Annotated in this window: 26 protein-coding genes; 20 read left to right on the forward strand and 6 right to left on the reverse strand. The window is 41.0% G+C overall.

Translation table 11 applies throughout. The features are described from left to right. Positions 1 to 92: 92 nt before the first annotated feature. A complete protein-coding gene (locus H5201_RS05560) occupies positions 93 to 989 on the forward strand; it encodes a LysR family transcriptional regulator (RefSeq protein WP_182783889.1) in 897 nt (298 codons plus the stop codon). Between the two features lie 84 nt (positions 990 to 1,073). On the opposite strand, the gene rsgA is transcribed toward H5201_RS05560, so the two are convergent. Together rsgA and norR are read right to left on the reverse strand one after the other, a co-directional pair. Continuing rightward, positions 1,074 to 2,123 (reverse strand): ribosome small subunit-dependent GTPase A, encoded by a 1,050-nt coding sequence (gene rsgA, locus H5201_RS05565; RefSeq protein ID WP_182783891.1) that lies wholly within the window; start codon positions 2,121 to 2,123, stop codon positions 1,074 to 1,076. A gap of 234 nt (positions 2,124 to 2,357) precedes the next feature. Continuing rightward, positions 2,358 to 3,926 carry a nitric oxide reductase transcriptional regulator NorR gene (gene norR / locus H5201_RS05570; protein ID WP_182718537.1) on the reverse strand — a complete coding sequence of 523 codons (1,569 nt, stop codon included), beginning with the start codon at positions 3,924 to 3,926 and terminating at the stop codon, positions 2,358 to 2,360. Between the two features lie 166 nt (positions 3,927 to 4,092). On the opposite strand from norR, the gene H5201_RS05575 reads away from it, so the two are divergent. Beyond that, complete coding sequence (locus H5201_RS05575; RefSeq protein ID WP_182739929.1) at positions 4,093 to 5,325, forward strand: NnrS family protein; 1,233 nt, start codon at positions 4,093 to 4,095, stop codon at positions 5,323 to 5,325. A gap of 10 nt (positions 5,326 to 5,335) precedes the next feature. Next, positions 5,336 to 6,517: an NO-inducible flavohemoprotein gene (hmpA, locus tag H5201_RS05580; protein ID WP_182718539.1), complete on the forward strand. Its 1,182-nt coding sequence runs from the start codon at positions 5,336 to 5,338 to the stop codon at positions 6,515 to 6,517. Between the two features lie 67 nt (positions 6,518 to 6,584). On the opposite strand, the gene H5201_RS05585 is transcribed toward hmpA, so the two are convergent. Continuing rightward, the gene (locus H5201_RS05585) at positions 6,585 to 7,238 is read right to left on the reverse strand and encodes an endonuclease (protein ID WP_145242452.1); all 654 of its coding nucleotides are present in this window, start codon (positions 7,236 to 7,238) and stop codon (positions 6,585 to 6,587) included. Between the two features lie 112 nt (positions 7,239 to 7,350). Further along, positions 7,351 to 8,067, reverse strand: a complete 717-nt coding sequence (locus tag H5201_RS05590; protein ID WP_182718540.1) for a hypothetical protein — start codon at positions 8,065 to 8,067, stop codon at positions 7,351 to 7,353. A 167-nt stretch (positions 8,068 to 8,234) separates the two neighbouring features. Here H5201_RS05590 and H5201_RS05595 point away from each other — a divergent pair, with 167 nt between their 5' ends. Next, on the forward strand, positions 8,235 to 8,615 hold the full coding sequence (locus H5201_RS05595) for a hypothetical protein (RefSeq protein ID WP_145242456.1): 381 nt from the start codon (positions 8,235 to 8,237) through the stop codon (positions 8,613 to 8,615). On the opposite strand, the gene H5201_RS05600 is transcribed toward H5201_RS05595, so the two are convergent. Further along, on the reverse strand, positions 8,612 to 9,055 hold the full coding sequence (locus tag H5201_RS05600; protein ID WP_149980420.1) for a PaaI family thioesterase: 444 nt from the start codon (positions 9,053 to 9,055) through the stop codon (positions 8,612 to 8,614). The genes H5201_RS05595 and H5201_RS05600 overlap by 4 nt on opposite strands. Before the next feature lie 121 nt (positions 9,056 to 9,176). On the opposite strand from H5201_RS05600, the gene H5201_RS05605 reads away from it, so the two are divergent. The 6 genes from H5201_RS05605 to H5201_RS05630 all read left to right on the forward strand — a co-directional run bounded on the left by H5201_RS05605 (position 9,177) and on the right by H5201_RS05630 (position 15,263). Further along, a complete protein-coding gene (locus H5201_RS05605; RefSeq protein WP_182761246.1) occupies positions 9,177 to 9,971 on the forward strand; it encodes a hypothetical protein in 795 nt (264 codons plus the stop codon). Between the two features lie 74 nt (positions 9,972 to 10,045). Continuing rightward, positions 10,046 to 10,663 carry a transcriptional repressor LexA gene (gene lexA, locus H5201_RS05610; protein WP_145237778.1) on the forward strand — a complete coding sequence of 206 codons (618 nt, stop codon included), beginning with the start codon at positions 10,046 to 10,048 and terminating at the stop codon, positions 10,661 to 10,663. 421 nt (positions 10,664 to 11,084) lie between these two features. Continuing rightward, positions 11,085 to 12,227, forward strand: a complete 1,143-nt coding sequence (gene coxB / locus H5201_RS05615) for a cytochrome c oxidase subunit II (RefSeq protein WP_182718542.1) — start codon at positions 11,085 to 11,087, stop codon at positions 12,225 to 12,227. Beyond that, entirely contained in the window at positions 12,227 to 13,825 is a 1,599-nt protein-coding gene (ctaD, locus tag H5201_RS05620; protein ID WP_145237784.1) for a cytochrome c oxidase subunit I, read from the forward strand. The genes coxB and ctaD overlap by 1 nt, the downstream gene beginning before the upstream one ends. Continuing rightward, positions 13,825 to 14,352 (forward strand): cytochrome c oxidase assembly protein, encoded by a 528-nt coding sequence (locus tag H5201_RS05625; RefSeq protein WP_182739925.1) that lies wholly within the window; start codon positions 13,825 to 13,827, stop codon positions 14,350 to 14,352. Before ctaD ends, H5201_RS05625 begins: the two co-directional genes overlap by 1 nt. Positions 14,353 to 14,387: 35 nt before the next feature. Beyond that, positions 14,388 to 15,263: a cytochrome c oxidase subunit 3 gene (locus H5201_RS05630; protein WP_182739924.1), complete on the forward strand. Its 876-nt coding sequence runs from the start codon at positions 14,388 to 14,390 to the stop codon at positions 15,261 to 15,263. Here the strand turns inward: H5201_RS05630 and H5201_RS23450 are convergent. Then, the gene (locus H5201_RS23450; RefSeq protein ID WP_149980424.1) at positions 15,163 to 15,477 is read right to left on the reverse strand and encodes a DUF2909 domain-containing protein; all 315 of its coding nucleotides are present in this window, start codon (positions 15,475 to 15,477) and stop codon (positions 15,163 to 15,165) included. The genes H5201_RS05630 and H5201_RS23450 overlap by 101 nt on opposite strands. Positions 15,478 to 15,489: 12 nt before the next feature. On the opposite strand from H5201_RS23450, the gene H5201_RS05640 reads away from it, so the two are divergent. From H5201_RS05640 to H5201_RS05685, 10 genes are all read left to right on the forward strand, one after another. After that, the gene (locus tag H5201_RS05640; protein ID WP_145237798.1) at positions 15,490 to 16,230 is read left to right on the forward strand and encodes an SURF1 family protein; all 741 of its coding nucleotides are present in this window, start codon (positions 15,490 to 15,492) and stop codon (positions 16,228 to 16,230) included. Continuing rightward, a complete protein-coding gene (locus H5201_RS05645; protein ID WP_182718545.1) occupies positions 16,227 to 16,721 on the forward strand; it encodes a transmembrane cytochrome oxidase associated protein in 495 nt (164 codons plus the stop codon). The genes H5201_RS05640 and H5201_RS05645 overlap by 4 nt, the downstream gene beginning before the upstream one ends. A 17-nt stretch (positions 16,722 to 16,738) precedes the next feature. After that, entirely contained in the window at positions 16,739 to 17,728 is a 990-nt protein-coding gene (locus H5201_RS05650) for a heme A synthase (protein WP_182783893.1), read from the forward strand. A gap of 8 nt (positions 17,729 to 17,736) precedes the next feature. Next, positions 17,737 to 18,645 carry a heme o synthase gene (cyoE, locus tag H5201_RS05655; protein WP_182783895.1) on the forward strand — a complete coding sequence of 303 codons (909 nt, stop codon included), beginning with the start codon at positions 17,737 to 17,739 and terminating at the stop codon, positions 18,643 to 18,645. Then, complete coding sequence (locus H5201_RS05660) at positions 18,642 to 19,268, forward strand: SCO family protein (RefSeq protein ID WP_149980426.1); 627 nt, start codon at positions 18,642 to 18,644, stop codon at positions 19,266 to 19,268. Before cyoE ends, H5201_RS05660 begins: the two co-directional genes overlap by 4 nt. A 172-nt stretch (positions 19,269 to 19,440) precedes the next feature. Further along, positions 19,441 to 19,713 carry a lipid asymmetry maintenance protein MlaB gene (locus H5201_RS05665; protein WP_149980677.1) on the forward strand — a complete coding sequence of 91 codons (273 nt, stop codon included), beginning with the start codon at positions 19,441 to 19,443 and terminating at the stop codon, positions 19,711 to 19,713. 9 nt (positions 19,714 to 19,722) lie between these two features. After that, positions 19,723 to 20,085, forward strand: a complete 363-nt coding sequence (locus H5201_RS05670) for a response regulator (protein ID WP_145237813.1) — start codon at positions 19,723 to 19,725, stop codon at positions 20,083 to 20,085. 15 nt (positions 20,086 to 20,100) lie between these two features. After that, the gene (locus H5201_RS05675; RefSeq protein ID WP_182718549.1) at positions 20,101 to 22,188 is read left to right on the forward strand and encodes a chemotaxis protein CheA; all 2,088 of its coding nucleotides are present in this window, start codon (positions 20,101 to 20,103) and stop codon (positions 22,186 to 22,188) included. After that, a complete protein-coding gene (locus tag H5201_RS05680) occupies positions 22,185 to 22,670 on the forward strand; it encodes a chemotaxis protein CheW (protein ID WP_149980428.1) in 486 nt (161 codons plus the stop codon). Before H5201_RS05675 ends, H5201_RS05680 begins: the two co-directional genes overlap by 4 nt. A gap of 47 nt (positions 22,671 to 22,717) precedes the next feature. Next, entirely contained in the window at positions 22,718 to 25,405 is a 2,688-nt protein-coding gene (locus H5201_RS05685) for a methyl-accepting chemotaxis protein (RefSeq protein WP_182718550.1), read from the forward strand. The last annotated feature ends 75 nt before the right edge of the window (positions 25,406 to 25,480 follow it).

Here is a 25,480-nt window from a genome sequence, read left to right on the forward strand (position 1 = left end):
TGTTAACTACTTTAGCAAATATTTACTTGCAGAAAAGCCAAATAAACGCAAAACTTATGTGCATATACGCACACTTAAGGTTAAGGGCAGGTATGGCGATTCAATTTGATGACTGGCAAGATGTAAAAGTAGCCTATGAAGTTGCGCGGTTAGGAACGTTAACAGCGGCGGCTGAAAAGCTCAACGTTCATCACAGTACGGTACTTAGGCGCATTAATAACCTTGAGCAAAGTTTAAATGCACGTTTATTTCATCGTCATGCCCGGGGTTATAAAGTAACTGAGATTGGCGCTAAACTCTTTACAGCAGCGCAGTCTATTAATAGTGAACTTGAACGCTTACACAATGATATTATTGCCGCAGATAGTACTTTGCGTGGTAGTTTATTGCTTACAACGGTCAGTGGTTTTATTGATGTACTGAGTGATGTGTGTGAACAATTTCAAAGTTTACATCCACAGGTGCAGCTGGAAGTTATATTAGATCAAAAGCGTTTACGTCTTGACCACGGCCAAGCACATATAGCGGTTCGCGCAGGTCCCCGTCCTGATGAAGGTGATTATATCGCCCAGCATTTGGCGCATTTGTCGTCAGGATTTTATGCATCAAAGCGTTATATTGATAAGCATGGCGTGCCAAAAAGTATTAAGCAATTGCCGTTGCATAATTTTGTTTCGGGGGTGGCCGGCTATAATGGCAAAGTGCCTTATTTTGTTTGGGTTGATGAAAATATACCAACTTCACAAGTGAAATTACGCGTGTCTGAAACCTCAGAGGCAACCCGTGCAATTGTTAAAGGCTTGGGAATTGGCGGGATGCAGCATGACGTGGCGGCGCAGTATGCTGATTTAGTACCAATACTAGCGGATGAACTGAGTTGGCCAACGGATTTATGGCTAGTAACCCATCACTTAGTGCACCGAACAGCTAAGGTACAGGCGTTCAGTCAGCTTTTAAAAGCGTATTTTAAGGAGCATAAGCTCGCGTAATTTAGCTGCGTTAATCTTTCTATCAGCAAAAACGTGGCTAAACAGTATTTAGCCACGTTTTGTTTAACGACTGAGAAAAATTAATTAACGTCCTTTTAAATTACGCATGTCTGCTTGTACGTTACGATAAAACCGACCTAAGCTTCTATCTTGGCTACGTAATTGCGCAAGGCTCTGAGTATTGCGTTGCTGCTCTTTTAACAGTTTTTGATAATTAGTGATACGCCGCTGCGTTAATAAGCCTTTTTGTAACGCAGCTAGCACCTGACAACCGGGTTCTAGCTGATGACTACAATCGGCAAATCGACACTGCTGCGCCAGTTCACTTATATCGTTAAAAGTAAGCTCTACACCTTGTTGACAGTCACTTAGTTGCAGCTCGCGTATGCCGGGAGTATCGAGTAACAGCGCTCCTACGTTAAGAACATGCAATGCTCGATGAGTCGTGGTGTGGCGACCTTTGCTGTCGTCCTCGCGAATTGCACCAGTGTCACTTAGCTGCTGTTCACATAAGCTATTAACTAAGCTGGATTTACCTACACCCGAAGACCCAACAAAAGCTAATGTTTGACCTTTGCCGCACCATGGCATTAATTGCTCAACACTGCCACGCTCTAATGCATTAACAGACAGCACGGTTAAGTGATTATCAAGCGCTGTTAGTTGTGCTATATGTTGCTCTGGTGCTGCACATTGATCGCGTTTGGTCAGTACAACAACGGGTAAACACTCACTTTGATATGCTAACGCTAAGTAGCGTTCAAAGCGGCTTAGATTGAAATCTTGATTATGCGAGCTGACAATAAACAAAGTATCAATATTAGCGCCAATAAGCTGTTCACTTAATTTACTTCCCGCACTTTTGCGACTGAGCAATGTTAAGCGCTCAAGCAATCGGGTAAACAGCCAGTGTTCGTTGTGTTGCGTAAGTAATATCCAGTCACCCACAGTTAAGGGGGGATGATCTGAATTTACCAATACCTTGTGGCAACCCTGCTCACTCTGTACAACAAAGTGGTTGCGATGGTAGGTAATGATCCGTGCAATCAGTGTGTGCTCTAAATCATTGAGCGTAAGTTGTTGTTGGAAAAATGCGCGCCAACCCAGTTGGCTTAAACTTAAATTAGTATTCATATAACCCCATTACTGCAAAGAGTAAAAATAACAAAGGGGTTTGCTGTTAAATTTTAGCTATCAACAGCGCCCCGGCTAATGGCCGGGCAAAACTTAATATTAAAAAATAAAATTAAGCACTTACTTGCCCAGCAAGGGGGTTTAATACAATCATCAAATATCTCCTGTTTAGATGTTTATTGTGGTTTTACACCAGTTGGCACTATAGCCAAGTTTGGGTGAATAAAATACACATTAAATAGATTTTTTTACTGTAATACCAAGACGTTTGGCTAATCGCACTAAGTTAGCGCGATCAACTTTTAATGTTCGTGCTGCACTGGCCCAGTTGTAATTATGTTGTTCTAGCTGTTGGCTGATTAAATGCTGAGTAAATGTATCCGTTGCTTGTTTGAGCGAGAAATTTTGTTTATTTATGTTATTGTTATCGGCAGTTGTTAATGCGACAGGCGTTGGGTTATTTGTACTTAGGTTAAGTTCACAATGAGCAGGTTCAATAGTAATTATTGCTTGCTGCCACTGGCTTTGTTTGGCTTTTAATGCTGCACGGCTGATCACATGCTCAAGTTCTCGCACATTTCCCGGCCAGTCATATTGAGTGAGTAGTAGTTGCGTTTCGACGCTGAGTTTGAGTTGTTTGATAGCTAGCTTACGGGCTGTTCTTTCAACAAAGTAACCTGCAAGTAAAATTACATCGTTTTCGCGTTGTTTAAGTGGCGCAACGTTGAGCGGGTAAACACTTAACCGATGATATAAATCGGCTCGAAAACGCCCTTGAGCGACTTCGTTTTTTAAATGCCTGTTTGTAGCCGCAATAACCCTTACATCGACGTATTTTACTTCATCTTCGCCAACCGTTTGGATTTCACCACTTTGTAAGACGCGCAATAGTTTACTTTGCATGGCAAGTGGCAGTTCACCAATTTCATCTAAAAATAAGGTGCCACCATCAGCCAGCTGAAACTTGCCTTGACGTGCATTATGGGCGCCGGTAAATGCGCCTTTGGCGTGGCCAAAAAATTCACTTTCGGCGAGGTTCTCTGGTAATGATGCACAATTCAAGTGAATTAACGGCATTTCGCTACGCTTTGAATGAAGATGGATATTGCGTGCTACTAGCTCTTTACCTACCCCGGTATCACCTTGGATCAAGACACTAAACTCAGAAGCCGCCACTAGTTTTATATCGCTTCGAAGGGCTTGCATGGCCGTGCTTTGGCCGATGATCTCTGCACCATCGCGGGTAAGCGCTTCGCGGTTTAGCTCTTGCACTAAAGCGCTACTATGTTGCGCGTGGTTTTGATATTGCTGCAGTTTTAATACAGTATGCAAATGCGCGGTGCAAAGCGTACCTAGTTGAGTAAATAGCTCAAGGTCAAAACTGTCGAATGCATTTGCATCGAGACTGTCGAGGGTGATCACCCCGAGTAAGTTATCGTCGCTATCAAGTAGAGGGATGCCTAAGCAAGCATGAACAGGAATATCGCCAGCTTTGCTCGATAGTAAACCGTCGTACGGATCAGGAATTGGGCAATCATGGGCAAACTGTAATGGTTGCTTAGCGTTGCAAATGGCATGTAAACGTGGATGCTCGTTTATTACAAAGCGTCGTCCTAGGGTGTCAGGCGTCAGTCCATGAATAGCTTGTGGTTTTAACACATCGCCTTGTAAGGTAAGCAGTGCAATAGCGTCACTGGGTATTACTTGTTTGATACACTGAATTAACTGCTGAAAAGGCTGCTTTTGGTCGCTCACTTTAGCAAGCACAAGGGCGACATTAAGTAAGCTTTGTTTATCTACCATGTCAAAATGACTCCAATGTGTTTTTATCTTATTTAAAGGTGAGTCATAAAGACTTTTTTGTCAATAGCAAAATAGTTAATATGTTGAATAATAAGCAGTTTAAATCTTGGCTCGGCTTGTGCAATAGCGTGTTATAAATACCTAGATAGATGAGTCTAATACGCTGATGCGAGCAATCAATTTAACCGAACCAATGCCCAAAAAAATGCGTTTTTATCAAGTCAGTCAATGGCCGTTATGGATGTTAGCATTTCGGCCCTACTTTTTAGGAGCTGGCTTATTGGCCGTTTTGTCGATTAGTTATTGGTTACTCATTTTAACAGGCCATGCCAGATGGCAATTGACTATGCCAGCAACACTTTGGCATGCCCATGAAATGATGTTTGGCTTTGCAGGCGCTGTAGCTGTGGGGTTTTTATTAACCGCAGCACAAACTTGGAGCGGGGTTGCGAGTATTAATGGTCGTAAATTGATGTTGCTAACCCTAGTGTGGCTAGCAGCTCGTGTTGCGTTTTTTATTACCAGTGCAGGTATTGAAAACTTTAGTTTATATGCGGTGTTATTGTTCCAATTGCTTTGGTGGTTAGGTGCAGTTATGGCGCTGGCTAATATGCTCCTTAAAGCTGGCAATAAAAATAACTACCAATTTTTACTGATGCTAAGCGCATTGTGTGTGCTCAATATTATTTATTTATGCTTAGCAATACAACAAAACATGCTACTTGCATTGGCAGTCGCCGATACCGCAGTACTAGTAATGACCTTACTTGTCGGTGTGGTGGCTGGGCGGGTATTACCTTTTTTTACTGCTCGTGGTCTTGGTTTAGCGGAGCAAGTGCGTACTCCTCGTTTAGATAAAGTGCTGCTTTACAGCTCATTGTTTGCTGTCGCGCTTTATTTTATCAGCCAATTATTTATAGCAAGCGTTAATCCTGGTTGGGCATTGGCTGTTGTTGCTGTAGTGCATTTAAGTCGCTCATTGTTGTGGTGGAATAATCAAATACTCAAAGTACCACTGTTATGGTCGTTGCACTTCTCTTATCTAGCTCTTGGGCTTGGTTTAGTATTGCTTGCGCTGAGTTTTTACAGCTCGGTTATTTTGTTTAAAGACGCGCTGCATATGATCACTATAGGTACGATTGGCATGATGATCTTAGCGATGATGACGCGGGTATCTCATGGTCATACTGGCCGCCCTTTAACTATTCCTCACTTTATGGCTGTGGCGTTTGCTTTAGTGTTTATTGCAGCAATTATTCGTTCGTTATTACCTGTTGTTATTGGGCCACACATCGCATGGCAGCTGAGTGCTGTACTGTGGATCGTGGCATTTTTATTGTTCTTATTCCACTGTATTCCTATTTTAACGCGGCGTCGTGTTGATGGGCGTCGTGGTTAAAGGAAGTTGTATGTTATCTGATAAAACCATTGAAATAGTAAAAAGCACAGCGCCTTTATTGGCGCAGGCGGGCACCGTTGTCACGGAGCATTTTTATAACCGGCTGTTTAGTCATAACCCTGAGCTGCAGGATATTTTTAATATGGCCAATCAACGTAGTGGCCGTCAGCAATTTGCATTATTTAATGCCTTGGCTGCGTATGCTCAAAATATTGATAATTTAGCCGTATTAAAAGAGGCGCTGGCACGCATTAATCATAAGCATACCAGCATGCATATTTTACCTGAGCATTATCCAATAGTTGGCGGACACCTGATTGGCACTTTAAAAGAATTGCTCCCTGAGCAATTTACAGCTGAAGTTGAATATGCATGGCGTGAGGCTTACGCACTACTTGCTGATATTTGTATTACCGAAGAAGCGGCGCTATACGAGCACAGTAAAAATAACCACGGTGGCTGGTCGGGTACTAGAGCATTTGTTATTGCTAAAAAACAGCCTGAATCAGAGTTAGTAACCAGTTTTACTTTAGTGCCAGTCGATGGTAAAGCGGTAATGACTCATAAACCAGGGCAGTATTTAGGTATCAAAGTAAAACCAGCTTATACACAGTATAGTGAGATACGCCAATACTCTATTTCTCAGCAAAGTAATGGTGAAAATTACCGTATTAGCGTGAAAAAAGAGTTATTGCCAGCAGCGGGGATTGTATCTAATTATTTGCACTCACTTGATGTGGGCAGCGTTGTGGAGCTTTATCCACCGGCTGGAGACTTCTTTTTACGCGCAAATAAAAAACCTGTGGTATTAATTTCTGCGGGCGTTGGTCAAACACCGATGCTGGCAATGTTACAAACATTATTATGTGATACATCGAATCAAGCGGTCACCTATTTACACGCCTGTGAAAATATCCTGCAGCATTCATTTAGTCAGTTTTTGGCGGAGCAAGCCGCGGCGCATACTCGATTAAATTACTACACTTGGTTTAATCAAGGTGGCGAGGGAGCTGAGTTTACTGGATTGATGAATGTCAGCGCTGTTGCTGAGCAGCTACCGCTTGAAGAAGGTGATTTCTACATCTGTGGCCCAACGGGGTTTATGGCTGCAATTAAACAGCAATTACTCGTATTAGGAGTCGCTGCTGAGCGTATTCACTACGAGGTGTTTGGCCCACATCAAGATATTTAATGACGAAACTAAATGCAGGTTTTAAGTGAAAAGGCGCGAAATGCGCCTTTTTTATGGTTTTGGCTACTTAAAGTACAGCATTGCTATTTTTCGCTGCTAAAGCTTGGTTTTGCCATGCGGTAAATAATTTTTGTTGCTTGTCGGAAATTTTTAAACCATAGGTTTTTTGCATATAAAAATAAGCATCGGCAATGCGTTTTCGTGCATAAAAGGGCGGCTCTACCACACGCTGTTTAAAATCTACCTTTACCTGGCAGCGACCATATTGGCTTGCATTACCTGCAATCATGCCAAAGCTGTAATTAGATCGGTCTGCGTTTATTTCACCAATTGCCGGAGCGAGATTATTTATATCAGCTTCCATTTTCCGAAATTGCGCACTGACTTTAATGCAATTTTTTCGGCCGCCATCTTGCCAGCATTGTAGCTGGTGACCAAATTCCCATGCAGACACAATATGTTCCCACTCAATCCGAGTTGCGCGCGCATTTGGTTTGCCTGAACGAGTAACCGCATTGCGAGGCACATAACCACATGCATTTGGGTCGGGCACCAGTTTTTTACCTTGGCGTTTAATATTACAGCCACAATAGAGGCTGGTGGCGTTATCAGGAAGGGTTTTGATGAGGTGTTTTTTTGCGCTGTAAAAACTGGTGAATTGTTCTGCATAAAGGTTAAAACTCACACAACACAATACCAGCGCAATAATTAAATGCGGCATATCCAATCACTTTAGTGAACTACAGGAAGCGCTAGTTTAGAGCGATTATTCAAAAAGTAAATCGCTTAACTGTGTGATGTAGTGGGAATTTTAACTCATCTCTAAGGTAAGGTTAGCTACTTGGGCGACGGGAAGTACGTTTTCTAAAACGGATATTCTGTAGTAATAAAATAAAGCCAGTTAAACAAAACAATACGCTACTGGCTGCAAAACTTATTAATAATGGGTTATTAAAATCTTCACGTTGCTCATAGTCCATTATGTGTAACATCCAGAAAAAATCGAAAATTCGCCAAATTGTGCTGCGAACAGTAATAACTTGGCCGCTATCAGCGGATAAATATAGTGTGGTGTTAAACGTATCGTCAAAATTTACTTGCCAAATATTTTCTTTAAAGCCAACTTCGCTAGTACCTTTAGCTAGTTTGATCACGTCTGTTACTTGCGCATTGATTAATAGATGAGCTTGGGCATTGGCAATAATTTGCGCTTTACTCGGTGCTACCAAAGGACGGCCAGTAACTCCGTTAAAGCTGTACTCACCGTTACTGTTGCTCACAATAATGGTAGGGATTGTTAAAAAGTGACTATAACTAATTTGTCTTGGTTGAGTAATTTTTGCAACGATATTATCAACTGAGGCTAGATAATCAGCTTGTTTGAATGGGTTATTTAATTGCCGCGCAGCTAAATGTTTACCGTGAACTTTTTCAAGCGGTATAGCACTCATAATTAAACCACCGAGTAACCATGCAAAAATTTGTAGCGCTAATAAGTAACCTAACCATTTGTGAAACTTACGCGCATGTTTAAAAATGCGTTTATCCATAGTGACTACCTGTTTGTTATTAGTGCGGTATTCTATAAATTATATTGAGTTTGCCAATGTGGCAAATTGTCGCATCAACAAAATAAAACTAGCTACTCTAGATTTGGTATATACGCAAAATTAGGTTAAAGTTTGCGTTGTTATTAACGCAGGGTAAAAATGAAACAATGTCGGAAATTCAATTTTTAAATGTAGATCTAGAGCTTGAATCAAAGCAAGATATTAGTTTGTTAGTTGCAGACTTAAAAAAAAGTGCTGTGGTTTTGCATTACGATAAAGATGAGTACCGTCAACTAGCACGTATTGAGTCTAATGAAGACGTTATCTCACCAGATAAAGCGATTAACCACTTATGTGAGTTAATTGAATCTTGCTCACGCAATGCATTAAAGCAGTGGTTATCATGCTCAAAGCGCACCTTTGATATTGGCTTTGAATCAGGCACTTCGCCAAAATGCTTTAATCAAGCGCTCAGTGCCGATACTTTATTGCGTATTTCTGCTATTGGCGCAGGTATTGAAATTACAATTTATCCACTTTCAAGTTAGCCTTTTCGCTCTACAATTGCTGCGGTCATTCTTGATACGCAGCACAGTTCTCCACGACTATTGGTGATTTTTATTTCCCATACGGATGTACGCTTGCCTAAGTGTAGTGGTGTTGCTATCGCGGTTAATATACCATTACGTGATGCTTTTAGATGATTGGCATTGATCTCCTGGCCAACACAATAAAACTTTGTAAAATCAACAGCAAAGTTTGCAGCATAACTCGCCACCGTTTCTGCAAGTACAACATTTGCGCCGCCATGCACCATACCCATAGGGTTATGATGAGCTGGGATCGCGGGCATCGTTGCTACTAAATAATCATCGCCTATTTCACTTATTTCAATGCCCATGGTTTTCATCAATGTGCCTTGACCACTTATGCCGTCATCAAGTTGCTTACATTGTGCTAGGGTGATCGGTTGATACCAAATACTCATCTGCCTGCCTCACTAAGTTATTTACTAAATCAGTCTACACTTTTAAACATTTTCCTACAGTTAAGATCATAAAAATAGATAAAATGTACCTATATTATCTAACTGTTAATGGATCTTAAGGATGAAAGTAAAGGTATTTGGATGTGGTGCAATATTATTAATGAGCCTTGTTGCTCAGCCGCAGGCTGTTGCTAGTACCCAACATCAACTCGATATTGGTTTTACCGATTTAGCTGGTTTAGATGAATCTTTTTTAGGCGCACGGTATCGATATTTTGCGCAAGATCTTGAATCGTTGACTGGTCCATACGAGCTAAAAGCGTATTTAAATCAAGTCAATAATTATGCTATTGGTGGGTTTGCTAATGATGATTTTAGCTATTTAAATACCGATGCTGCCATCTATGGTCCCGCAGGATTAGTTATTAGTGCCAGCGCGCAGCGCCTCTGTGAAGATAATAGCTATTGGCAAAATACTGATTATTTAGTGAGTGCCGCTGTTGGTAAGCAAATGAATGAGCAGTTACAACTAGGGTTCAATGTATATTACAGTCGCTTAGAGCGCCATGATATGTGGTTTGGCAAAGATAATGAAAGAGTCGCGGTTGAATGGACTTATGCTCCTTATGTTCGTTGGACAAATATAGTTAGCAATCAAGGTTGGGATTTAGAGCTAAAGCAATTGGCAGGGCGTTATCGTTATGTGCAGGGGCAGGCGGTTTATTATGTAAATCAAGCATGGTCAGTGGGAGTCGTTGCTAATATTCGTAATCAGAAAAATCTAAAAGACAACTATGAACTGCAAACGCAATATTGGTTTAATCAACATGTAGCATTAAAGTTTGGTCTTGGATCTGCGCTAGATTCTGGAAGTGGTTTAAATAGTATGAGCTTGTTATTAACGGCGCGATTTTAAGCCAATTTATATTTGCGATTTTCAGATAACTGTATATACTCACAGTTAAATGTACTGTATGGAAAACCAGTTGTATGCGCCCATTAACGAATCGCCAAGCTCAAATTCTCGAACTTATTAAAGTTTTTATTAAAGATACCGGTATGCCGCCAACCCGTGCTGAGATTGCGCAAACGTTAGGTTTTAAAAGTGCTAATGCAGCGGAAGAACATTTAAAGGCATTAGCGAAAAAGGGCGTTATTAAAATGAAGCCCGGTGCTAGTCGAGGTATTCAGTTAGTTGAAGAGGATGAGCCGGAACAACTTGGTTTACCTCTAATAGGCAGAGTTGCCGCTGGTGAGCCTATTTTGGCAGAGCAGCATGTTGAAAGTCATTGCAAAATAGATCCACTCTTGTTTAAACCGGCTGCTGATTTTTTACTGCGTGTGCAAGGCATGAGTATGAAAGACATTGGTATTATGGATGGCGATTTATTGGCAGTACACAGCACTCAAGTTGCTGAAAATGGCCAAGTGGTGGTTGCCCGTGTTGATGACGATGTAACAGTAAAACGCCTTGAAAAAGCAGGTAAAAAAGTTTTTTTACATGCTGAAAATGATGAATTTTCACCGATTGAAGTGGATCTTGAACATGAATCTTTCAATATTGAAGGGTTGGCTGTTGGGGTGATCCGCAACGCTGATTGGATGTAAATTTTTTGATCTATATTTTGCACCAAATTGGTGAAGTTTGGTGCATTTAATTTTTTACCGCTTTAATGGCTAGATTTTATACTTAGCTATAGCGTCCTAAGCCCTATCAAATCTACTTACCAGCTACTTTTAGCCCTCTAATATTATCCCTAATTACAAAATAACGCGCTGATTTTTAGCTGTTATTTATGCACCAAAAAAGAATTTAATTGCTCTTAAAACTTGCTAATTGTTCATTTTTTAACTAATTGGTTAATACACTGTGTTAACAGCTACTTTAAAAGTCTAACAATTTTGCTCAATAGCATAATTTAGGGTTGCGTTAATATTCAGTAACAATAAAAAATAACGAATTGGCGCGAATAAAGCTGTGCCGCCTTTTCGCTTTGCGTTTTGCAATAGCATTTAAAGGAGCCGTCACATGGGTAAATTGAGCTCTACCTTGTGGCTTATATTGTTTGTTCTACCGCAGCAAGTATTGGCTAATAGCCAGTTTAATATGCGTAAGGGCGTAACAGATATAAGTAATGATGTTTATCAGCTGCACATGACAATATTTATTATATGTTGTGTGATTGGGGTCATCGTGTTCGCCGTGATGTTTTGGGCACTGATCCACCACCGTAAATCTAAAGGGGCAAAACCAGCCCAATTTCATGAAAGTACTAAAGTTGAAATCCTTTGGACGGCAATCCCATTTGTGATTTTAATTGCCATGGCTGTTCCCGCCACTAAAACCTTAATTTCGATGGAAGACGCCAGTAAGGCTGATCTCACCATTAAAATTACTGGTTCTCAATGGAAGTGGCATTATGAGTATATGGGAGAAGATGTTTCTTTTTACTCTATTTTAGCTACCCCGCAAGAACAAATTACCAACCAAGCAGATAAATCAAGCACCTATTTACTAGAGGTTGATAAACCTTTGGTGTTGCCAATTAATCAAAAAGTACGATTTTTAATGACCTCAGACGACGTTATTCATTCTTGGTGGGTGCCTGATTTTGCAGTGAAAAAAGATGCTAACCCTGGGTTTATCAATGAAACTTGGACCAGAATTAATGAAGAGGGCATTTATCGAGGGCAATGTGCAGAACTATGCGGAAAGGATCATGGCTTTATGCCTGTGGTGGTTGAAGCTAAATCTGAGCAAGCATTTGCAAACTGGCTGAGCGAAGCTAAGCAGGCAAAAGCAAACGCTGCAATTGCTGATGCTGCCTTATTAGATCAAACATTACCAAAAGAAGAATTAATGACACTCGGCGAGCAAGTCTATATGGCCAGTTGCGCTGCGTGTCACCAACCAACAGGTATGGGCTTACCGGGGGTTTTCCCTGCGCTCAAAGGCAGTCCGGTAGTATTAGGAGATATTAAAGATCATATTGATGTCGTGCTTCATGGTCGCCCAGGTACCGCTATGCAAGCATTTGACAAGCAGTTATCAATCAAGCAGCTAGCAGCTGTGATCACCTATAAGCGTAATGCATGGGGCAATGACACTGGGGATGTAATTCAACCGAGTCAGATACAAGCCGCGATTGATGCAACTTCGGAGGCTAAATAATGAGTAGCGTAACAGAGCAACAACATGATCAAGCTGCACACCATGATGGACATCATCATCCTGCGAAAGGTTTTAAACGCTGGCTTTATACTACTAACCATAAAGATATCGGAAGCTTATATTTAATTTTTTCGTTGACGATGTTTTTAATTGGTGGCGCCATGGCGATGGTGATCCGCGCAGAGTTATTTCAACCTGGCTTACAGTTAGTAGAGCCTCACTTTTTTAATCAAATGACCACAGTACATGGCTTGATCATGGTCTTTGGTGCCGTTATGCCGGCCTTTACAGGATTGGCTAACTGGATGGTACCACTCATGATTGGCGCACCAGATATGGCATTACCACGGATGAATAATTGGAGCTTTTGGATTTTACCTTTTGCTTTTATTATTTTACTGGCATCCCTATTTATGCCAGGTGGTGGCCCGGCATTTGGCTGGACTTTTTATGCACCACTGTCAACAACTTACAGTAACGATAATACCGCATTATTTGTTTTTGCTATTCACATCATGGGTATTAGTTCAATTATGGGCGCAATCAATGTGATTGTAACTATCGTTAATTTACGTGCGCCAGGTATGACTTGGATGAAGCTGCCGCTGTTTGTGTGGACATGGCTTATCACCGCTTTTTTATTGATTGCTGTGATGCCGGTATTGGCCGGTGCTGTGACTATGGTATTGACTGATAAGTATTTTGCAACCAGCTTTTTTGATGCTGCTGGGGGCGGTGATCCGGTGATGTTCCAGCACATATTTTGGTTTTTTGGTCACCCTGAAGTGTACATTATGATACTGCCAGCCTTTGGCATTATCTCGACTATAGTGCCGACCTTTTCACGTAAAAAATTATTTGGTTATGCCTCTATGGTATATGCCACATCTTCGATTGCTTTACTGAGCTTTATAGTTTGGGCGCATCATATGTTTACCACAGGTATGCCTGTCGCTGGCGAATTATTTTTTATGTATGCCACTATGCTGATATCGGTGCCAACTGGGGTCAAAGTATTTAACTGGGTAGCCACCATGTGGCGTGGTTCGATTAGTTTTGAAGTGCCTATGTTATTTAGTATTGCGTTTATTGTGTTATTCACTTTAGGTGGTTTCTCTGGGTTGATGCTGGCGATTACTCCTGCTGATTTTCAATACCATGATACTTATTTTGTGGTGGCGCATTTTCATTATGTGTTAGTGACTGGGGCGATATTTTCAATTATGGCCGGGGCGTATTATTGGCTGCCAAAATGGACGGGAAATATGTTCAATATCACCTTGGCTAAATGGCATTTTTGGTTGTCGTTAGTGAGCGTGAATGTATTGTTTTTCCCTATGCACTTTGTTGGTTTGGCCGGTATGCCGCGCCGGATTCCTGACTACGCACTGCAATTTGCAGACTTTAACGCGATTATTAGTATTGGTGGCTTTGCTTTTGGTTTATCACAATTGTTATTTGTGGTTGTAGTATTTAAGTGTGCACGAGGCGGCGATAAAGTGCCCGCCAAAGTGTGGGATGGTGCTGAGGGTTTGGAATGGGAGGTGGCATCTCCTGCGCCTTATCATACTTTTGAAACGCCACCGGAGATTAAGTAATGAGTCATGCACCACTGCTTAAGCGCTTAGTTTTAATATGTCTTGGCATGTTCGCTTTTGCGTTTGCTTTGGTGCCGTTGTACGACGTTTTTTGTGATGTAACAGGCCTTAATGGTAAGCCTTCGTTAGAGCAAGCAAAGCAAAGTACGAGTGTTAATGAGGCACGAGAAATCGACGTAAGCTTCACAACTCATGCGCAAAGTGGAGCGCCATTTGAGGTGCAATCACATGAGTATAGTGTGCTAGTAAAGCCCGGAGCTATGCGCGAAGTGCTGTTTAGAGCAAAAAATACCAGTAATGAAGATAAAGTTATGCAAGCGGTACCGTCGGTGTCTCCAGGCAAAGCAGCTAAGTATTTGCATAAAATGGCTTGCTTTTGTTTCGATCAACAACCTTTGAAAGCAGGTGAAGAAGTGGAATTTAAACTGCTTTTTTATGTTGATACGCAATTACCTGAAGATGTTGAAGAGTTAACTTTGTCTTATACCGTGTTTGATATTAGCGGGCAGGTAGTGGCTAGTAATTAGGTTGCCAAGCTAATAGCTAATTAGGAGCAAACAAAATGGATAAAAATTACGAAAAATATTATGTTCCCGCGCAAAGTCCGTGGCCAATAGTTGGCGCATTTGCGATGTTTTTTATTGCTGTTGGTGCAGGTCTTACCGTAATGCAAGCAAGCAGCGGCGGTGGTGCTGGCCATTATGTGCTTTACGCAGGAATTGGTGTGTTGCTGTTTATGCTATTTCGCTGGTTTAAAAATGTCATTGAAGAGTCTGATCAAGGCTTATATTCAGCGCAAATGGATCGCTCGTTTCGTCAAGGTATGAGCTGGTTTATTTTCTCTGAAGTAATGTTTTTTATGGCTTTTTTCGGTGCCCTTTTTTATGCCCGGATGATCTCTGTGCCTTGGCTTGGCGGCGCCGGAAATAATGCCATGACCAATGAGGTACTGTGGCCTACTTTTGAAGCAATCTGGCCATTAGTTACTACACCTGGTGGTAGTACGACACAGGCTATGGGTTGGCAGGGATTGCCGCTGATCAACACATTAATATTACTAACCTCGTCGGTTACCTTACATTTTGCTCATGTAGGCATGGAGAACAATAAGCGTGGGCCATTAAAAGTATTTATGGCACTGACAATCTTATTAGGGGTCTGTTTTTTAGGGCTGCAAGTCGTAGAGTATATGCATGCTTATCAGGATTTAGGACTGACCTTAGATGCTGGCGTATATGGCAATACTTTCTTTTTACTAACCGGCTTTCATGGCATGCATGTGACCTTAGGAACTATTTTATTATTAGTCATGCTGATCCGTATTTTAAAGGGCCACTTTAGCCCAGATAAACATTTTGCGTTTCAAGCCGCAGCTTGGTATTGGCATTTTGTTGATGTGGTGTGGTTGTGTTTATTTGTGTTTGTATATGTGCTGTAACTTTATCAATTGGTGATGAGTTACTGTGGATGAAACCTAGTTTAAGGGCTGCAATAACAATTACTAAGACGATAACAGAAAACAGCACACGACGGCCTAAATAGTGAGACATAGGCCGTCCATCTGTTTTACCCGATACCATAATAAATAAGGCACGGAACAAGTTAAAAAGTATAAATAGTAGCAACAGTACGATAATAATTTTAATAATCACTGGGTCACCTTTATGCAGTTAATTTTATGGCGTAAACAAAAGCTTAGCTCAATTATTACCATTTGCGTGGTAACCATTGTGGTATTGGTATGTTTACGCCTAGGGTATTGGCAATTACAGCGAGCTGAAAGTAAAACTGAGCAATTAACACAAATAGCAGCCCTGCAAAGTCAGGGAGTAATGAGCTGGCAGCAAATGCAGCAACTGCCTAGTGATTGGAATAAAACGGGCTTGCAGATAAGTATCTCTGGAGTGCTAGATACGCAGCAATATTGGTTGTTAGATAATCAAGTTTACCAAGGTCAGGTTGGCTACGATGTACTTACCTTGCTGCGTTTACAGCAAAGTAAGCAAACTCTGTTGGTGAATTTGGGTTGGGTTAAAGCACCACTTACTCGCCAGCAACTCCCTAGTATAAACCTACCATCGACTCCTTTGGCAATGACCGTGCAATTAAAGCAAGGAAAGCTCAGTGGCTTTACTTTGCAAGATGCACAACACAAGACGGATACAGCATGGCCCAAGCGCGTACAAATTATCGATTTAGCATTGTTTTCACAGCAAACAGGTCGCGACATGATTGACTTTATTGGTTATCGGCAAGGTATCGCGGATGAGATTGCTGCGCCGCATTACCAAGCTGTGGTGATGAGCCCCGAAAAACATCAAGCCTACGCAGTGCAATGGTTATTGATTGCGATTGCCTGCCTTGTTATTGCTGTATTTGCTTTTAAAAAGAAGGAATTACAATGAAAAACAATCCGTTATTAATATTTATTGGCTGTTGTTTAGTGCCTTTAATACTGGCGTATTTGGCGTTAAAGCTTGAGTGGATACCTAGTGCATCGAGTAATAAAGGGGAATTTTTAAAACAGGAAATAAAACTACAAGATTGGAAAAAAACGGAGCATAAACAATGGACTATTGCTTTAAATCACCCAGCACAATGCCAACAAGCTTGTGCACAGCAGTTACAAGCACTAGAGAACCTCTACATCGCTCTTGGTAAAAATCAAGGTAAAGTCGATGTAGCCATCCTTGGCCAGACACAGCAAAAAGAGCTGCCATGGCGTCAGTTACCTGAGGTTGATGTACTGCAACCAGCTAGTTTATATCTAATTGATCATATGGGCTTAGTGGTCTTGCAGTATCCTTACCATAGTGAGCCACAGCAAAACCGTTTGACTCAAAAAGGACTGTTAAAAGATTTAAAAAAATTACTTAACTATTCGCGTTCTAGCTAATTTAAGGAGTGCCAATTATGTATAAAAACTATAAACATTTGGTATTAGCCACTTTTATGTTATCGATCTTAGTTGTTGGCTTAGGGGCTTATACGCGCTTGAGTGATGCCGGATTGGGTTGTCCGGATTGGCCCGGTTGCTATGGCTTTTTGACGGTACCCAAGCATGAGGCTGATTTAGCCCATGTAGAGCAAACCTACCCAGATATGATGTTCGAAACCGCTAAAGCGTGGAAAGAAATGATCCATCGCTATTTTGCCGGCACGTTAGGTTTACTTATTTTAGCGTTATTTATATTGGCTTTATTAAAACGTCAATATCCAACCACGCCAATTAAATTACCCTTACTATTACTAATACTGGTGGTGTTTCAAGCGGCTTTAGGGATGTGGACCGTCACCATGAATTTACAGCCGCTGATTGTATTGGGGCACTTATTAGGTGGATTTAGTATTTTATCATTGGTTACATTATTGTATTTACGGCTAACGGCAAAACCAATTTTTGGCGGCGACGCCTCAGCTCGGCGTTACTTTAAGCTTAGTCTAGTCGCATTAGTGGTGTTGGTATTGCAAATAGCGCTAGGCGGTTGGCTTGCTGCTAATTATGCGGCGCCGCACTGCAATGGCTTGCCATTGTGTAGTTACGGACAGCCGTTTTCGTTGAGTAGTGTATTTCAGTTGCCATTAGAGCAAAGTACTTATGAATATGGTGTACTTTCACAGCAGGCTAGAATGTCGATCCATTTATTACATCGAATGTGGGCGTTAGTTACCTGTGTAGTATTAGCGCTGATCATGTGGCGCATTTATAGCCGTGCTGTGTCGAGAAAAATAAAGCATTGTACAGTCTCCGTATTGGTCGCGTTGCTGTGTCAAATTTGTTTGGGCTTGGCGGTTGTGCACTGGCATTTCCCGCTCGGCGTTGCGCTGGCACATAATTTAATGGCTGCCATACTATTGTTAACAGTCGTTCGTTTATGTTTTTACTTAAAAGCACGTACATAGGGGCAGTTATGACACCATTAATAGCAATAACAAAGTTAGCACCTAGCCAAATTAGCGGCTTAATAAATGATTATTTAGCGATTAGTAAATTTAAAGTGGTCGCAATGTTGGTATTAACAGCATGGGTTGGTTTAGCGCTGGCACCCGATGTTGGTCGTGGTATAGGCGAACAGTTTATTAGTTTACTGGGAATTGGCTTGTTATCCGCAGCAGCTGCGGTGATCAATCATGTGGTTGATAGCGAAATAGATAGCAAAATGGCACGTACACGCCATCGGCCAGTGGCGAAGGGGCGGTTATCTAAACTGCATGCTTTAAGTTTTGCCGCTGTTATTGGGGTGAGTGGTTTCATTATGTTGATGATCTGGGCTAATACTTTAACCGCTGTATTAACCTTATTTGCGTTAGTTGGTTATGCGTTTATTTATACCTCCTTTTTAAAGCGTGCAACGCCACAAAATATTGTTATAGGAGGGCTGGCCGGTGCCATGCCGCCGTTGTTAGGGTGGGTATCAGAAACCGGGCATATGGCAGCTGCTCCTTGGTTATTAGTGATGATCATATTTACTTGGACTCCGCCGCACTTTTGGGCGCTGGCAATTGCTCGCAAAAGTGATTACGAACGCGCTAAGATCCCCATGTTGCCAGTCACTCATGGTATTGATTTTTGTAAAACCTGTGTAGTTGCATACTCTATTTTATTGGCCTTGGTATGTGTATTGCCTTATTTAATTGGTATGTCGGGGCTCATTTATTTAATTGCTGCGACACTACTTAATGGGATTTTCATCTATAAAGCGGTAAAACTAAAAATAGCGGGGAATGACGATACAGCAATGGATTTATTCCGTTTTTCAATTATTCATTTAATGATACTCTTTGTCGCCTTATTTATAGATAAATGGTTCGTTATATGAATAGCTTAGCAGTTAAGCGTGGGGCAAGAGTGTGGTTGGTGTTAAGTTTATTGCTGTTAACAGCTTGTAGTGACAGCGCTATGCCTGACGTTGAAGCTTTGGTATATGAACAAGCCAAACCTTTGAGTGATTTTACTTTACAAGATCAAAATGCTCAGCCAGTAACTAAGCAAACATTGCAAGGTCAATGGAATTTAGTGTTTTTAGGTTATACCAGTTGCCCAGATATTTGCCCTCTGACATTAGCTAAACTCAATGGCGTTTATAAAGCGTTGAAAGATGAATACCCATTGCAAATTTGGTTTTTAGCGGTCGATCCAAAACGCGATACAGTCGCTAAACGCAAAGCCTACATTGATTATTTTAATCCTGATTTTTTAGCGGTCTCAGGGGAACATAAAGATCTATTTCCACTAGTTAGAGAGTTAGGTTTGATTTACGCAATTAGTAATAGTGATGAGCAAGAATATGCCGTTGACCATAGTGCTTCAATTGCGATGGTTGACCCTCAAGGAGCGGTAAGAGCCATATTTAAACCTGAATTTAAACAAGGCAGTGTGCCATTAATTAATGCTAAATTATTAATAACTGAATTTAAGCAGATCGCCGATCATTATCAATAAATGAGCCAGAAAGTATACTTTAATTCTTTTCGAGGAGCGTTGAGCTCCTTTTTTGTTTTTCTTTTATCCCCAGCAAATAATTTCACTCTTTTTTCAACGCATTTATGGCATTTTTACTAACTCAGTCTAAGCTTTTGTTATGAATTGGTTAAACATGGAAAGTGCGAACAATATGATGAAGCTTCCCGCTGAACTAGCAATCACCCAAGTTGAAAACTTACACCAAGATTTATTACAAGAATTACACCGCAATGATGATGTTTGTTTAGACATTAGTGAAGTTGTGCGCGTAGATACTGCCTCTATTCAATTATTGTGTGCTCTGCAAAAGCACTTGCTATGCGTACATCACAAAATTATTTGGGTTGGGCAAAGTGAGCCTTTAAAAAATGCCATTAGTCGCTTAGGCCTAAGTGAATATCTGATACTTGAAAATGTAGATTAAGGGGTTCATATGAAAAGAATTTTAGCCGTGGATGATTCGGCATCAATGCGTCAAATGGTGAGTTTTACACTGAAAAAGGCGGGGTTTGATGTCACTGAGGCAAAGGACGGAAGTGAAGCACTTAGCATCGCAAAACAACAAGGTTTTGATGCTGTTATTTCAGATGTAAACATGCCAGTGATGGATGGTATTACTTTGATCAGGGAGTTACGCACCTTACCAAACTATAAATTTACGCCATTGCTAATGCTAACAACAGAATCAGGTATGGACAAAAAAGTAGAAGGGAAAGCTGCTGGTGCAACAGGCTGGATAGTTAAACCTTTTAATCCTGAACAGTTATTAGCGGTTTTAAAAAAAGTAATTCGCTAATCTAGGGGACGGGGTATGAGTATAGATTTAAGTCAATTTTTTGAAGTCTTCTTTGAGGAAAGTTTTGAAGGCTTAGATGCGATGGAAGCTGAGTTATTAAACTTAGTACCTGGCGAAGAAGATTTAGAAACAATCAATACCATTTTTCGTGCTGCGCATTCTATCAAAGGTGGCAGTGGTACATTTGGTTTTAACTCTGTGTCTGACTTTACTCATGTGCTAGAAACCCTATTAGATCAAATTCGTGAGGGGAAACGAGAGCTTACCGCAGAGCATGTTAACCTATTACTTAAATCTGTTGATTGCTTGCGGGAGTTACTTCGTGGCTTACAAGCAGAGCAAGAACCTAATTTAGAAGAAGCAATTGCACTGAGAATTAAGTTTGAACAGATTTTAGGAGTAAACCAAGCCGAACAAAATAAACTGGAAGTCACTGCTAGCCCCGCTCAACTTGCGCTAAACACCTATCAGATTGATTTTAAACCACATCATCATTTATTTAAAACAGGCAATGAGCCACTTTATATGATCAGTGAGTTGGCTGAATTGGGCGATTTAGAGACTCAAGCTTTCAATAATGAGATCCCTGACATTGCTGATTTAAGTCCCGACGATTGTTTTTTATCTTGGCGATTCTTTTTAAACACAGCAAAAGATGAGAGTGCGATTCGAGAAATATTTGAGTGGGTTGAAGATGATGCTGATATTACCATCGCGTTGTGTGGAGGGTTATTTGCTGATGATGATGCGCAAATTACAACACCTGATGTAATTGAGGAAAACTCTAATTCAACTTCAGCCCCTGCAGTTGTCAATGTTGCTGCGGTTAAACCAATAAAAAAAGGCACTGCGGTCAAAGCAAGCACTCCAGCTGCAGAATCTACTTCAATCAGAGTAGGCATAGATAAAGTTGATTCATTGATCAATATGGTTGGAGAGCTGGTTATCACTCAAGCCATGTTGAGCCAAATTGGTCAACAAGAGATCACCGAAGCGACGATCGCCTCTTTGCAGGAAGGCTTAGCGCAATTGGCCCATAACACTCGTGATTTACAAGAAAATGTAATGCGTATCCGAATGCTGCCAATCAGCTTTGTATTTAGTCGTTTTCCGCGTTTGGTGCGAGATATTTCGCAAAAACTGAATAAGCAAGTTGAGCTAAAACTGTTAGGTGAACAGACCGAGCTTGATAAAACCGTAATGGAAAAAATATCAGATCCTATGGTGCACTTAGTACGAAATTCGCTGGATCATGGGCTAGAAACGGTTGAACAGCGCCTTGCTGCAGGTAAAGACCCAGTCGGTACAGTCACACTTAATGCATTTCACCAAGGTGGCAATATTGTTATAGAGATCATGGATGACGGACAAGGCCTTAATACTGTAAAGATTAAACAAAAAGCGGTTGCTAATGGGCTCGTAAGCGAAGCTGATGAGTTAGATGATGATGAAATTAATGAGCTCATTTTTATGCCCGGTTTTTCAACCGCAGATGAGGTAAGTGACATATCCGGACGTGGTGTTGGTATGGATGTGGTCAGGCGTAATATCCAATCACTTAATGGCTCGGTTGAAGTGTCATCTGCTGCAGGTGTTGGGTCTACCTTTACTATTCGCTTGCCACTTACTCTGGCTATTTTAGATGGTCAGTTAGTGAGGGTTGCAAAGCACACCTATATTATTCCATTAATATCTATTGTTGAATCATTACAAATTGATATCAATAAAGTCAGTCGAGTGGGTAAAGACTTAGACGTACTTAGACTGCGTGATGAATACATTCCTATCTTGCGTTTATACAGTATTTTCAATCATCAAGGTGCGATAGAAGCGCTTGATAAAACCTTGTTAGTGGTAGTTGAAAGCGATAATCAAAAAATTGGTTTGTTAGTTGATGATTTATTGTCACAGCAACAAGTAGTGATTAAAAGTTTAGAAGCTAATTACCAAAAAGTAGATGGCGTGTCAGGTGCCACTATATTAGGGGATGGTCGGGTTTCGTTGATTGTCGATATCAGCGGCTTAATTAAATTATCAGGATTAAGAAAACCCGGTAGCCAAGAATTGATTATTGAATCGCAAGCTAACTTGGAGGCTTCATGATCTCTGCGCACAGCGAATTAAATAACAAAATAATGCTTGAACAGGGCCAAGGAGTTAAGCAGTTTTTAACCTTTATTATGGCTGATGAAGAATACGGTGTTGATATTTTAACTGTTCAAGAAATTCGTAGTTGGGAGGAGATCACCGAGATCCCGAATGCCCCAGATTATGTAAAAGGGGTGATTAATCTACGTGGCACCATAGTACCTATTTTAGATCTTAGATTACGGTTTGGCTTAGCGACGATTGACTATGGACCGTTAACAGTGGTGATCGTAGTGAAAGTAATTTTTGAGCAAAATAGCAAGATTATGGGAATGGTAGTCGATGCCGTATCTGATGTTTACAGTATTGTAGAGCAAGATGCGAAGACGGTGCCTAACTTTAGCGGCTCAGAGAATGCTGAATTTATCGCAGGGTTAGTGAATGTCGGTGAGAAGATGGTCGCGTTATTGGACCTGCAAAAAACAATGGATATTTAGCCAAATACTAAATATAGCAAATGGTGATCAACAAGAAGGTGATGGGCATGGGGTGGTTTAGTAATTCTAAAAAATCAAATAATGATTTAATCGTTACGGCATTAAATAAGTCACTTGCGGTGATTGAGTTTGAGCCTAGCGGCATAATTATTACGGCGAATAATAACTTTTTAGATGTAATGGGTTACCCCTTAGAAGAAATTCAGGGCCAGCATCATTCAATATTTGTATCTAAAAAAGAAGCTCAGAGCAGTGAATATAAAAGCTTTTGGCAAAGCTTGAAAGGCGGAGAGTTTATTGCTGATGAGTTTAAGCGGATCAGTAAAAGTGGCAAAGAAGTGTGGATCCAAGCAACTTATAACCCCGTTAAGGATGAGCATGGAAATGTTATAAAAGTTGTGAAATTTGCCAGTGATATTTCGGCGCAAAAGATGGTCGCTGTTGAAGCTGCGGAGCAAATTGCTGCTATTAGTAAATCTCAAGCGGTGATTGAGTTTGATTTAGATGGCAGCGTGTTGACCGCGAATGACAACTTTTTGCAGACATTTGGTTATCAGTTAGAGGAAATAGTCGGACGGCATCATCGTATATTTATTGAGCCTGAGGTTGCTAAAAGTGAGCAATACCAACTGTTTTGGCAAAAATTAGGCCGTGGTGAATTTGACTCCGGTGAGTATTTACGTATTGCTAAAGATGGCAGTGAAGTATGGATCCAAGCATCTTATAATCCAATATTTGATCTCAGTGGCAAACCTTATAAGGTGGTTAAATATGCGACAGACATCACAGCTCAAAAAGAATTAGAAAAAGAATCAAAAAGGGATGCTGATCTATCGAGCGCATTAACGATCTGCCAGGCGAGTGTGATGATGGCAGACAATGATTTACAGATAGTGTTTGCTAATAATCAACTAAAACAAATGCTCCAAGCCAGACAAGGTGAGCTGCAGAGTGTACTAGGTGATTTTTCCGTCAATAGTATAGTGGGCTCAAGTATTACGGCATTTTTTGAAAATACAGCACAGCAGGCTCAGTTGTATACAAACTTGACCGACTCTATTGAATCAAAACTAGAAATTGCATCGTTAATTTTTAATATTATTGCGACCCCTTGGTTTAATAAAGAAGGTAAACGATTAGGAACTATAATTGAGTGGCAAGATTTAACCGAAAGTATTAAAAAAGCGACTGCTGAAAAACGTGCTGCTGAAGAAAATCTTAGGGTGCGTCAAGCCCTGGATCGAGTTGCAACAAATACCATGATTGCAAATACTAAAAACGATATTATTTATATGAATGAAGCAGTGCAAAATATGATGCGCAACGCTGAGCAAGATTTACGTCGCGATTTACCTAATTTTGATAGTAGCCAGTTATTAGGGCAAAACATTGATGTATTTCATAAAAATCCAGCGCATCAACGCAATCTGTTAAGCAAGCTAACCGATACTTACAGTGCAGAGATACTGGTTGGCGGGCGCACTTTTGGTTTAGTTGCTAACCCTATTTTTAACTCAGAAAATGAACGAATCGGCACTGTGGTGGAGTGGGAAGATCGAACAGCCGAAGTCGCAATAGAAAAAGAAATTGCTGACTTAGTCAGCTCTGCACGCAAAGGTAATCTAGACGCTCGTGTTACAGAGCAAGGTAAGGGCGGTTTCTTTTTACGTTTAGCTAAAGGTCTAAATGGTTTAATTGGTATTGTTGATGATGCTGTCACCGGTACTGCTAATATGCTTGATGCGATGGCCAATGGTGATTTATCAAAACGGATAGAGCAAGAGTATCAGGGGTCGTTTGAAAAACTCAAGCGTGATGCCAATACCACGGCTGATAAATTAACGGAAGTCATTAATCGTATTAATACCTCGGCAACCTTAGTGGCAAGTGGGGCAGAGGAAATATCTCAAGGCAACGCTGATCTAAGCCAGCGTACAGAAGAGCAGGCCTCATCGCTTGAAGAAACAGCATCTAGCATGGAGGAAATGACCAGTACAGTACGTCAAAATGCTGATAATGCAAAAGTGGTTAATGAATTAGCAGAAGAAACGCGCGACAAAGCGCAGCAAGGGGGCGAAGTTGTTAATCGCGCGGTGATCAGCATGTCGGCAATTAATGAGTCGAGTAAAAAAATTGCCGATATTATTAGCGTGATTGACGAGATTGCCTTTCAAACTAATTTATTAGCTCTTAATGCCGCTGTTGAAGCTGCTAGAGCTGGTGAACAAGGGCGTGGCTTTGCTGTCGTTGCCGGCGAAGTGCGTAATCTAGCGCAGCGTTCCGCGGGGGCTGCAAAAGAAATTAAAGAGTTGATCAGAGATAGCGTTGGTAAAGTTGAAGATGGCACTTTATTAGTTAATGAATCAGGAGCCACTTTAAAAGAAATTGTTATTGCAGTACAAAAAGTAACTGAAATGATATCTGATATTGCAGCAGCATCCGAAGAGCAAAGTTCAGGTATTGAGCAAGTCAACAAAGCTATTTCGCAAATGGATGAAATGACCCAGCAAAATGCGGCCTTAGTTGAGCAAGCATCCGCGGCCAGCGAGTCAATGTCAGAGCAAGCGAATGATATGACCCGGTTACTGAACTTTTTTACTATAAGTCAGCAAGACGCTGTAATTAATACTGCATCAGTAACTCCTACTACCGCGCCACCACGTAGTAATAATATCCGTAGTAAAGCGCGAGGTAATAACTTTGCTAATTCAGCTGATGAATGGGAGGAATTTTAACGTTTTTTGCAATCGGATTACTAGTTAAGCCCCTGTACTTTGAAAAATCCAGAGTCTTAACTTTTAGCAATTTTG

This window comes from Pseudoalteromonas sp. SG43-6 (genome assembly GCF_014164365.1).
GTDB lineage: Bacteria > Pseudomonadota > Gammaproteobacteria > Enterobacterales > Alteromonadaceae > Pseudoalteromonas > Pseudoalteromonas rhizosphaerae.

What these genes read in the sequence shown, in the direction of transcription:
- H5201_RS05560 (WP_182783889.1), top strand. Translation starts at nt 93, where the DNA reads ATGGCGATTCAATTTGATGACTGGCAAGATGTAAAAGTAGCCTATGAA.
- rsgA (WP_182783891.1), bottom strand. Translation starts at nt 2,123, where the DNA reads ATGAATACTAATTTAAGTTTAAGCCAACTGGGTTGGCGCGCATTTTTC.
- norR (WP_182718537.1), bottom strand. Translation starts at nt 3,926, where the DNA reads ATGGTAGATAAACAAAGCTTACTTAATGTCGCCCTTGTGCTTGCTAAA.
- H5201_RS05575 (WP_182739929.1), top strand. Translation starts at nt 4,093, where the DNA reads ATGCGAGCAATCAATTTAACCGAACCAATGCCCAAAAAAATGCGTTTT.
- hmpA (WP_182718539.1), top strand. Translation starts at nt 5,336, where the DNA reads ATGTTATCTGATAAAACCATTGAAATAGTAAAAAGCACAGCGCCTTTA.
- H5201_RS05585 (WP_145242452.1), bottom strand. Translation starts at nt 7,238, where the DNA reads ATGCCGCATTTAATTATTGCGCTGGTATTGTGTTGTGTGAGTTTTAAC.
- H5201_RS05590 (WP_182718540.1), bottom strand. Translation starts at nt 8,067, where the DNA reads ATGGATAAACGCATTTTTAAACATGCGCGTAAGTTTCACAAATGGTTA.
- H5201_RS05595 (WP_145242456.1), top strand. Translation starts at nt 8,235, where the DNA reads ATGTCGGAAATTCAATTTTTAAATGTAGATCTAGAGCTTGAATCAAAG.
- H5201_RS05600 (WP_149980420.1), bottom strand. Translation starts at nt 9,055, where the DNA reads ATGAGTATTTGGTATCAACCGATCACCCTAGCACAATGTAAGCAACTT.
- H5201_RS05605 (WP_182761246.1), top strand. Translation starts at nt 9,177, where the DNA reads ATGAAAGTAAAGGTATTTGGATGTGGTGCAATATTATTAATGAGCCTT.
- lexA (WP_145237778.1), top strand. Translation starts at nt 10,046, where the DNA reads ATGCGCCCATTAACGAATCGCCAAGCTCAAATTCTCGAACTTATTAAA.
- coxB (WP_182718542.1), top strand. Translation starts at nt 11,085, where the DNA reads ATGGGTAAATTGAGCTCTACCTTGTGGCTTATATTGTTTGTTCTACCG.
- ctaD (WP_145237784.1), top strand. Translation starts at nt 12,227, where the DNA reads ATGAGTAGCGTAACAGAGCAACAACATGATCAAGCTGCACACCATGAT.
- H5201_RS05625 (WP_182739925.1), top strand. Translation starts at nt 13,825, where the DNA reads ATGAGTCATGCACCACTGCTTAAGCGCTTAGTTTTAATATGTCTTGGC.
- H5201_RS05630 (WP_182739924.1), top strand. Translation starts at nt 14,388, where the DNA reads ATGGATAAAAATTACGAAAAATATTATGTTCCCGCGCAAAGTCCGTGG.
- H5201_RS05640 (WP_145237798.1), top strand. Translation starts at nt 15,490, where the DNA reads ATGCAGTTAATTTTATGGCGTAAACAAAAGCTTAGCTCAATTATTACC.
- H5201_RS05645 (WP_182718545.1), top strand. Translation starts at nt 16,227, where the DNA reads ATGAAAAACAATCCGTTATTAATATTTATTGGCTGTTGTTTAGTGCCT.
- H5201_RS05650 (WP_182783893.1), top strand. Translation starts at nt 16,739, where the DNA reads ATGTATAAAAACTATAAACATTTGGTATTAGCCACTTTTATGTTATCG.
- cyoE (WP_182783895.1), top strand. Translation starts at nt 17,737, where the DNA reads ATGACACCATTAATAGCAATAACAAAGTTAGCACCTAGCCAAATTAGC.
- H5201_RS05660 (WP_149980426.1), top strand. Translation starts at nt 18,642, where the DNA reads ATGAATAGCTTAGCAGTTAAGCGTGGGGCAAGAGTGTGGTTGGTGTTA.
- H5201_RS05665 (WP_149980677.1), top strand. Translation starts at nt 19,441, where the DNA reads ATGATGAAGCTTCCCGCTGAACTAGCAATCACCCAAGTTGAAAACTTA.
- H5201_RS05670 (WP_145237813.1), top strand. Translation starts at nt 19,723, where the DNA reads ATGAAAAGAATTTTAGCCGTGGATGATTCGGCATCAATGCGTCAAATG.
- H5201_RS05675 (WP_182718549.1), top strand. Translation starts at nt 20,101, where the DNA reads ATGAGTATAGATTTAAGTCAATTTTTTGAAGTCTTCTTTGAGGAAAGT.
- H5201_RS05680 (WP_149980428.1), top strand. Translation starts at nt 22,185, where the DNA reads ATGATCTCTGCGCACAGCGAATTAAATAACAAAATAATGCTTGAACAG.
- H5201_RS05685 (WP_182718550.1), top strand. Translation starts at nt 22,718, where the DNA reads ATGGGGTGGTTTAGTAATTCTAAAAAATCAAATAATGATTTAATCGTT.